1 pseudogene is annotated in these 317 nt (G+C 64.7%); it reads left to right on the forward strand.

Annotated features, from left to right (window positions below):
- Positions 1-18: 18 nt before the first annotated feature.
- Positions 19-317 (forward strand): annotated as a pseudogene (locus RVY79_RS18565) (hypothetical protein); the annotation flags it as partial.

Genomic DNA, 317 nt, shown 5'->3' on the forward strand with positions numbered 1-317 from the left:
GTCTGCAGGAGGCGACACATGCGCATGGCCGAACGCCCGAGCCCGACCTCAGCCACCCAGATTGCCGAAGCACTCCCCGCGTGCATGCTCGATGCGCGCGCGTATCCGCATCCGGCAACCCATCTTCGGATGATCGAAACGCATCTGTCGTGGGTATTCCTGGCGGGGGCGTTTGCGTACAAGGTGCGCAAGCCGGTCACGCTCGATTTCGTCAATTTCGGGTCTCTCGCCGCCCGCCGTGCCGACTGCGACGAGGAATGGCGGCTCAACCGCCAACTCGCGCCAGACCTGTACCTTGGTGTGGTGCCGATCTCGCG

Source organism: Chromohalobacter sp. HP20-39 (assembly GCF_033052815.1).
GTDB lineage: Bacteria > Pseudomonadota > Gammaproteobacteria > Pseudomonadales > Halomonadaceae > Chromohalobacter.